Source organism: Aeromicrobium sp. PE09-221 (genome assembly GCF_002174305.1).
In the GTDB taxonomy this organism is placed as follows: domain Bacteria; phylum Actinomycetota; class Actinomycetes; order Propionibacteriales; family Nocardioidaceae; genus Aeromicrobium.
Genome location: NZ_MIJB01000043.1, coordinates 26,069 through 32,942, shown reverse-complemented (window position 1 = coordinate 32,942; position 6,874 = coordinate 26,069). Strand labels below are relative to the sequence as shown.

Below are 6,874 nucleotides of genomic sequence, written 5' to 3'. Positions count from 1 at the left end.
GCGGTGGGCTATCCCGCACCTCAGCGTTCGAAGTGCGGGATAACTCACCGCCCACCGCGAGGCGTGCGGGATGACTCACCGCTCAGGAAGGGCGGTCAGGCGAGGTCGAGGAAGGTGTCGAAGACACGGGACCCGAACTCGAGGGCGTCGAGCGGGACGCGCTCGTCGACTCCGTGGAAGAGCGCCGTGAAGTCCAGATCCGCGGGCAGCCGCAGCGGCGTGAAGCCATAGGAGGTGATGCCGAGCTTGTCGAAGGCCTTCGCATCCGTGCCACCGGACATCAGGAACGGAGCGATGTGGGCCTCGGGGTCGTGCCGGTGCAGGGACATCGTCATCGCATCGACCAGGTCACCCTCGAAGGCGTACTCCAGGGCGCGATCGAAGGTGTGCGAGTCCACCGCCACCTTGTCCCCCACGATCTCCTGTACCGCCGGCATGAAGCTCTCAGCATGTCCCGGCAGATAGCGTCCGTCCACAAAGGCGACCGCCTCGCCCGGCACCACATTGTGCTTGTAGCCCGCCTGGAGCATGGTCGGATTGGTCGTATTGCGCAGACCCGCCCCGATCATCCGCACCGCCGGTCCGAAGTGACTGAGCAGCTCGGCCGGCGATCCCTCGGCGCCGGTGAGCTCGCGCACCTTGTCCAGCAGCAGCCGCATCGAAGGGCCGGGCTCCTCCGGCCACACGTGATCGCCGAGCGCGGCGAGACCGCGCGCGAGATGTGCGACGGGATTGTCGTCATTGCGCATCGAACCATGCCCGGCGGTGCCGCTAGCGGTCAACCGCATCCACGCGATGCCCTTCTCCCCGGACTCGACCAGATACAGACGCTGACCACCGACCTCGGTCGAGAAGCCGCCGACCTCGCCGATCGCCTCGGTGCACCCCTCGAACCACTCGGGATGATGCTCCACGAGCCAGTGCGCGCCCTTGCGTCCGCCAGCCTCCTCATCGGCCGTGAACACGAGCAGGATCGGACGATCCGGGATCGCCCCTGCCCGCTGCCGCGCCCGCACGACCGAGAGCAGCATCGCGTCGAAGTCCTTCATGTCCACCGCTCCGCGCCCATACAGGTAGCCGTCCACGATCTCCGCGGCGAACGGGTCGACACTCCAGTCGGCCGCCTCGGCCGGCACGACGTCCAGATGTCCGTGGATCACCAGGCCCGGGCGCGAGGAGTCCTGATTCCCCCAGCGGGCGACGAGGGTCGCCCGCCCCGGCTCCGACTCGTAGATCTGCGAATCGATACCGACATCAGCGAGCGAGGCGGCCACGTACTCGGCCGCCGCCCGCTCCCCCGGCCCCGAATCGTCTCCGAAATTGGAGGTGTCCATCCGGATCAGGTCACGACAGATGTCGACGGTCTCAGCGTCAGGCAGGTACCCCATGTCCCGATCGTACGGGCAGTCAGCCGACGAGGCGGCGGGCCAGATGCCGAACCATCCAGCGCGCCGGGAGGCGGAGCAGGACTGCGGGCACGCCCGGGACGCCGATCTCCTCGCGCCAGAGGACCCGGCTGCCGTCGCCCCGCGGCGCCACCTCGATCACCGCCCATCCCTTCACCACCCGGCCGCATTTGACCAGCTCGACACGTCGCCCTGGCTCACACCGGCCGATCGCCATCGGATCGTCGAAGGCCAGCGGACCGATACCGGTCCGAGCAATGAATCCCTCGGGGGTGCGCCGGATCCGCGTGAAGGGGACCGAATGGTCCTCCCACCTTGTCAACCGGTCGAAGGCCCGACCGGGTGGGTGGGAACTCGACATCGCGAACTCGACATAGACCATGGGTACTAGATTGACGCCATGACACGCTGCATGCCCTTCGAGTCGGTCCAGGACGTCAAGGAGCGCCTCGCGGGCGCGGGCTATCTGGCCTCCGATGCCATCGCCACCACCGTCTTCCTGGCCAGCGAGCTGGGCAAACCGCTCCTGGTGGAGGGACCGGCCGGGGTCGGTAAGACCGAGCTGTCGCGGGCAGTGGCGGAGGCCTGTGATGCGGACCTCGTCCGGCTGCAGTGCTACGAGGGGGTCGACGAGGCGCGCGCCCTCTACGAGTGGAACCACGCCAAGCAGCTGCTGCGGATCAGCTCCGGCAGCGGCAACGAGACCTGGGACGACGCCCGGGACGACATTTTCAGCGAGGAGTTCCTGCTGCCGCGTCCACTGCTGACCGCCATCCGCAATGACGGGCCCACCGTCTTGCTGATCGACGAGACCGACAAGGCGGACGTGGAGATCGAGGGACTGCTGCTCGAGGTCCTCGGGGACTTCCAGGTGACCGTGCCAGAGCTCGGCACCGTCACCGCCACCCAGCGCCCCTTCGTCGTGCTGACCTCGAACGCCACCCGCGAGTTGAGTGAGGCCCTGCGCCGGCGCTGCCTGTTCCTCCACATCGAGTTCCCCGCTCCCGAACTGGAGCGTGAGATCGTCTCGCTCAAGGTCCCGGGCCTCGACGCGGCACTCAGCGAGTCCGTCGTGCGGGTCGTGGGAGCGCTGCGCGCCAGTGGGCTCCGCAAGGCGCCGTCGGTCTCGGAGACCCTCGACTGGGCGCGCACGCTCGTCGCCCTCGGCGCCCACTCGCTCGACGACGCGGTCATCGCCGAGACCCTGGGCGTCGTGGTGAAGCACCACGACGACTTCGACAAGGCGCGGACGGCGCTCAGCCTCAGCGAGACCTCGTGACGGTGGTCGCCGAGCGCCTGGTCTCCTTCGTCGAGGCGTTGCGCCTCAAGGGCATCAACGCCGGCCCGAGCGAGACCATCGATGCCGCGCAGGTCGCGACGGTTCTCGGCTTCGACGACCGGGAGATCCTCCGCGAGGGGCTGGCGGCCGCGCTCGTGCGCCGCGACGGTCAACGCGATGTCTTCGACATGACCTTCGACCTCTTCTTCCCGGCCGGAGTCGGAACGCCCGAGTCCGCCCGTGACGAGCTCGCGGCCGACAATGTCGAGCAACTGCGCGATCTGCTCGCCATGGCGCTCGCTGATGACGATCCCCGCGCCCTCGACCAACTAGCCGAGGTGGCGGTCGATCTGCTCGGTGAGGTCGGCCGGCCGGATGCGTCGACACATGGGTGGTCGGCCTATCAGACCTTGGAGCGCTTGCGCCCGCAGACCCTCGTCGCGGCGGCCGTCGGCTTCCGCGGCAATGGCGGCGGAGGTGGCACGGGAGGCAACGGCCCGGTGACCGAGAGGCTGCACCGGGAGGAGGTGCGCCGGGCGATCGGCCGGTTCCGGGACGCCGTGTCCTCCGAGGCACGGCGACGTACGGCCGAGGTGCGAGGTCGCGATGTGGTGTCGCGGCACGCCGTCGCCCCGAGCAAGGACCGTGTGGAGTTCCTCAGCGCGAATGCCCACCAGCTCGCGGAGATGAGGCGCACGGTCCAACCCCTCGCCCGACGCCTCGCGACCCGTCTGTCGGCGCGCCGTCGCCGTCGGCGGCGCGGGCAGATCGATATCCGGCGGACGCTCCGCGCGGCGATGAGCACGGGCGGCGTCCCGGTCAAACCCGTCTACGCCGCTCCCCGGCCGTCCCGTCCCGAGGTGGCGTTGCTCTGTGACGTGTCGGGATCGGTGGCGGGCTTCTCGGACTTCACGATGCTGCTGGTCAAAGCGCTGAGCGATCAGTTCAGCAAGGTCCGGGTCTTCGCCTTCGTCAACGCGATGGCCGAGGTCACCGAGCTCGTCCGCGAGAACGACGGGGACTTGAGCTCGCGCATCCTCGCCGAGGCGCGGGTCACCAAATGGCACACCAGCAGCGACTACGGCGAGGCACTGCTGGACTTCATCGAGGACTTCGAGGACGCCGTGGGACCGCGGACGGCCGTGCTGATCCTCGGCGACGCGCGCAACAACAACCAGCGGCCGCGTCTCGATGCCCTGCACCGGATCGCCGAGCGATCACGGCGCACCTTCTGGCTGAACCCCGAGCACGGCTCGCGCTGGGGCTTGGGCGACTCCGAGGCGCTCACGTACAGCGAGGTGGTGCCGATGTACGAGTGCTGCACGATCGAGCAGCTGAGCACGGTAGTGGGGCGACTGCTGCCGGTGTGAGCCCGTCAGGGGCGCAGACCGTGCTCCTTCATGATGGGCAGTGGGTCGACCGCCTCGCTCTCGTCCTCGAGATGTACCTCGAGGTGCAGGTGCGGTCCGGTGACATTGCCGGTGGCCCCGACCGCACCGATCCGGTCCCCCTTGCGGACCACCTGCCCGGGCTCGACATCGATCCGCGACTGATGGGCGTACCAGAGCTCCGTGCCGTCCGCGAGCCGTAGCACGGTGCGGTTGCCATAGGCCCCCGCATAACCGGTAGAGGCGACGACGGCATCCTGCATCGCGTACAGCGGCGTGCCGCTGGGCGCGGAGAGGTCGATACCCGTGTGGCGACCGCTGGACCACATCCGGCCGGCCTGGCCGAAGCGTGCTGAGAGGCGGTAGTTCTCCAGCGGCATGACCCATTCATCGGCCTTGCGCGCCTCTTCGGCTGCGCGAGCCTCCGCCTCGGCCTGCAGCTGGGCCTGTCGCTCCTGCACGAGGCCGGCGATCCGCTCCTTCTCGGCGTTCACCGCCTCCCGCTGCGCGGCGAAGTCCGGGAGCATCGGCGGGAGCAGTGCCGAGGCCAGGTTGACCGGGCCGGTCGCCTCCTCCGGCACCTCCGCCTGTGCGCGCAGCTGCGAGGCCAGTGGACTGGTGTCGTCTGTCAGGGGGGTGGGATCGGGCGCCGCCACACCCGGCTCCCCGGGCTCGACTGCTTCGCCTGATCCGGACGGCATCTCCTCGCCCGGATCAGACGCAGCGAGCCCCGCGGCCTCCTGTCCCTCGGACATCCCCGGAGCATCGGCCACGGGTGCCGACTCCAGCTCGACGGAGGCACCCGGATCGATCGGCTCCTCGATCACATCGGGGACCGTCGGCACGTCGGCGACGGCGAGAGGAGCCGGGGCGACCGTGGTGACAGAGGTGTCCTCACCCGTGGTGGCAGCGACACCGCCGGCGGCGGCCGCCAGGCTCACGGTGCCCGCAACCAGCGGAGACGCCCATCGACGTGGTGAACGCTGGCGTCGCCGCGCACCCCCGAGAGGTCGAGGTCCGTCCGCTGGCGCGGGCGAGCGTCGGGACGCAGTCGTCATCGGTACGAGAACCTCGGAAGTCGGTGGGGAACGAGCCGCGGCCTACTCTACCGATAACTTCCGACATGCGTGGAGACTCTCCACAGATTTCGGATGATCATCTGATCTCGTCCGCAGGGGTTGACAGGCGGCCGCCGAGCACCCCTGCGGTGTCCTTGAGGATGCGCGATGGCCGTTCCGCTGTCATCGTCGCAGTATGTACATCGGCGGTTCACTCTTCCTGCTGGCCATCGGAGCGATCCTGGCCTTCGCTGTCCAAGACGCGGTCAACGGCATCGACCTCGTCACCACCGGCTACATCCTGATGGGCGTCGGGGTGCTCGGGCTGGTCCTCTCGCTGTTGCTCGCCGGGCGCGCCGGCCGCCGCGGGCGTGACGCGCCTCCGCCTCGATGACCCTCAGAGCGCGCTCTCGATAGCCCGGTAGAACGTGGGATACGGGTAGATCATGTTGCGCAGCACGTCCAGGGGCACCTCGGCGCGGACGGCGAGTGCAAGCAACGACAAGGTCTCACCACCGCTGGGTCCGGCGGAGGTCGCGCCGACGAGCACGTCGCGTTCAGCGTCCACGACGAGTTTGAGGAAACCGTCATTGCCCGGTCCGTGGATGAAGCCGCGGCTGCTCGCCGGGATCTCGGTGTTCGAGCTACGGACATCGATCCCCTGGCCGCGGGCCTGACTCTCCGTGAGCCCGACGGCCCCGATCTCGGGATCGGTGAACGTCACGCGCGGCAAGCTCGTGTCGTACGGTCCGGGGTCGCGGCCCAGCAGCACATCACCGACGCGGGCGGCCTGATACATCGACACGTGCGTGAACTGACCGCGTCCGGCGATATCGCCGATCGCCCACAACCCCGGGCCGAGCGCCATCTCGTCATCGACCGTCAGCGTCTTGGCTGACGTGTCGACGCCCAGCTCCTCCAGCCCGAGGTCGTGGATACGCGCACGACGGCCGGTCGCGACGAGGAGGCGCTCGGCGCGTACCTCGTCGGCGGAGAGGGAGATGGTGAATCCGTCCTCGCCGTGGTCGACGCGGTCGATGGACACGGACTCACGAACGGTGATCCCCTCGCTCTGCAGCGCCTCGCAGAGGGCATCGCTGGACTCCGGCTCCTCGACCGCCAGGATGCGGTCCGCGACCTCGAGGATGGTGACGGCCGTGCCGAACCGCGCGTACGCCTGAGCGAGCTCGAGGCCGATGGCGCCACCTCCGATGACGGCGAGGCTCGCCGGTGCCTCGGTGGCGGCGACGGCCTCCCGATTCGTCCAGTACGGCGTGGCGTCGAGTCCATCGATCGGCGGCACTGCGGGCACGGTTCCGGTGTTGAGCACGATGCCGAGGCGGGCTTGGAACCGCTCGTCGGCGGCTTCGACGGTGCGCTCTCCGACCACGACTCCGCGCCCGCGCACGAGCCGGACACCCGCGCGCGTGAGTCGGTCGGCTGCGGCGGAGTCGTCCCAGTCCGAGGTGGCTTCGCGACGGATCCGGTCGGCCACCAACGAGAAGTCGGGTTGGGCCTCGGTGCGTCCGCCGAGGCGCCCGGCGCGCTGCGCCTCGGCGAGCGCGTTCGCGGCGCGGATCATCATCTTCGAGGGGATGCATCCCCAGTAGGGACACTCCCCTCCGACGAGCTCGGCTTCGACGGCGACCACGTCGAGTCCTTCACCCGCGAGGCGCGTGGCCAGGGACTCGCCTCCCGGTCCGGTACCGATGACGACGACATCGCACGTGTTCATGTGACCAT

At 69.3% G+C, this 6,874-nt stretch carries 7 protein-coding genes; 3 read left to right on the top strand and 4 right to left on the bottom strand.

What is annotated here, in order from left to right; genetic code table 11:
- Positions 1-95: 95 nt before the first annotated feature.
- Positions 96-1,388 carry a M20/M25/M40 family metallo-hydrolase gene (locus BHE97_RS18630; protein ID WP_087625537.1) on the bottom strand — a complete coding sequence of 431 codons (1,293 nt, stop codon included), beginning with the start codon at positions 1,386-1,388 and terminating at the stop codon, positions 96-98.
- Between the two features lie 19 nt (positions 1,389-1,407).
- Positions 1,408-1,788 carry a hypothetical protein gene (locus BHE97_RS18625; protein ID WP_087625536.1) on the bottom strand — a complete coding sequence of 127 codons (381 nt, stop codon included), beginning with the start codon at positions 1,786-1,788 and terminating at the stop codon, positions 1,408-1,410.
- Positions 1,789-1,806: 18 nt separating this feature from the next.
- Here BHE97_RS18625 and BHE97_RS18620 point away from each other — a divergent pair, with 18 nt between their 5' ends.
- Both BHE97_RS18620 and BHE97_RS18615 read left to right on the top strand, forming a co-directional pair.
- Positions 1,807-2,685, top strand: coding sequence for a MoxR family ATPase (locus tag BHE97_RS18620; protein WP_236757789.1), 879 nt, complete (start codon positions 1,807-1,809; stop codon positions 2,683-2,685).
- Positions 2,682-4,055 carry a VWA domain-containing protein gene (locus BHE97_RS18615; RefSeq protein ID WP_087625534.1) on the top strand — a complete coding sequence of 458 codons (1,374 nt, stop codon included), beginning with the start codon at positions 2,682-2,684 and terminating at the stop codon, positions 4,053-4,055. The genes BHE97_RS18620 and BHE97_RS18615 overlap by 4 nt, the downstream gene beginning before the upstream one ends.
- A 5-nt stretch (positions 4,056-4,060) precedes the next feature.
- Here the strand turns inward: BHE97_RS18615 and BHE97_RS20495 are convergent, their stop codons facing one another.
- A complete protein-coding gene (locus BHE97_RS20495; RefSeq protein ID WP_201791535.1) occupies positions 4,061-5,014 on the bottom strand; it encodes a M23 family metallopeptidase in 954 nt (317 codons plus the stop codon).
- Between the two features lie 313 nt (positions 5,015-5,327).
- On the opposite strand from BHE97_RS20495, the gene BHE97_RS18605 reads away from it, so the two are divergent.
- A complete protein-coding gene (locus BHE97_RS18605; RefSeq protein ID WP_087625532.1) occupies positions 5,328-5,525 on the top strand; it encodes a DUF6458 family protein in 198 nt (65 codons plus the stop codon).
- 3 nt (positions 5,526-5,528) lie between these two features.
- Here BHE97_RS18605 and BHE97_RS18600 read toward each other — a convergent pair whose 3' ends face one another.
- The gene (locus BHE97_RS18600) at positions 5,529-6,866 is read right to left on the bottom strand and encodes an NAD(P)/FAD-dependent oxidoreductase (RefSeq protein ID WP_087625531.1); all 1,338 of its coding nucleotides are present in this window, start codon (positions 6,864-6,866) and stop codon (positions 5,529-5,531) included.
- Positions 6,867-6,874: the final 8 nt, after the last annotated feature.

What these genes read in the sequence shown, in the direction of transcription:
- BHE97_RS18600 (WP_087625531.1), bottom strand. Translation starts at nt 6,866, where the DNA reads ATGAACACGTGCGATGTCGTCGTCATCGGTACCGGACCGGGAGGCGAG.
- BHE97_RS18630 (WP_087625537.1), bottom strand. Translation starts at nt 1,388, where the DNA reads ATGGGGTACCTGCCTGACGCTGAGACCGTCGACATCTGTCGTGACCTG.
- BHE97_RS18620 (WP_236757789.1), top strand. Translation starts at nt 1,807, where the DNA reads ATGACACGCTGCATGCCCTTCGAGTCGGTCCAGGACGTCAAGGAGCGC.
- BHE97_RS18605 (WP_087625532.1), top strand. Translation starts at nt 5,328, where the DNA reads ATGTACATCGGCGGTTCACTCTTCCTGCTGGCCATCGGAGCGATCCTG.
- BHE97_RS18625 (WP_087625536.1), bottom strand. Translation starts at nt 1,788, where the DNA reads ATGGTCTATGTCGAGTTCGCGATGTCGAGTTCCCACCCACCCGGTCGG.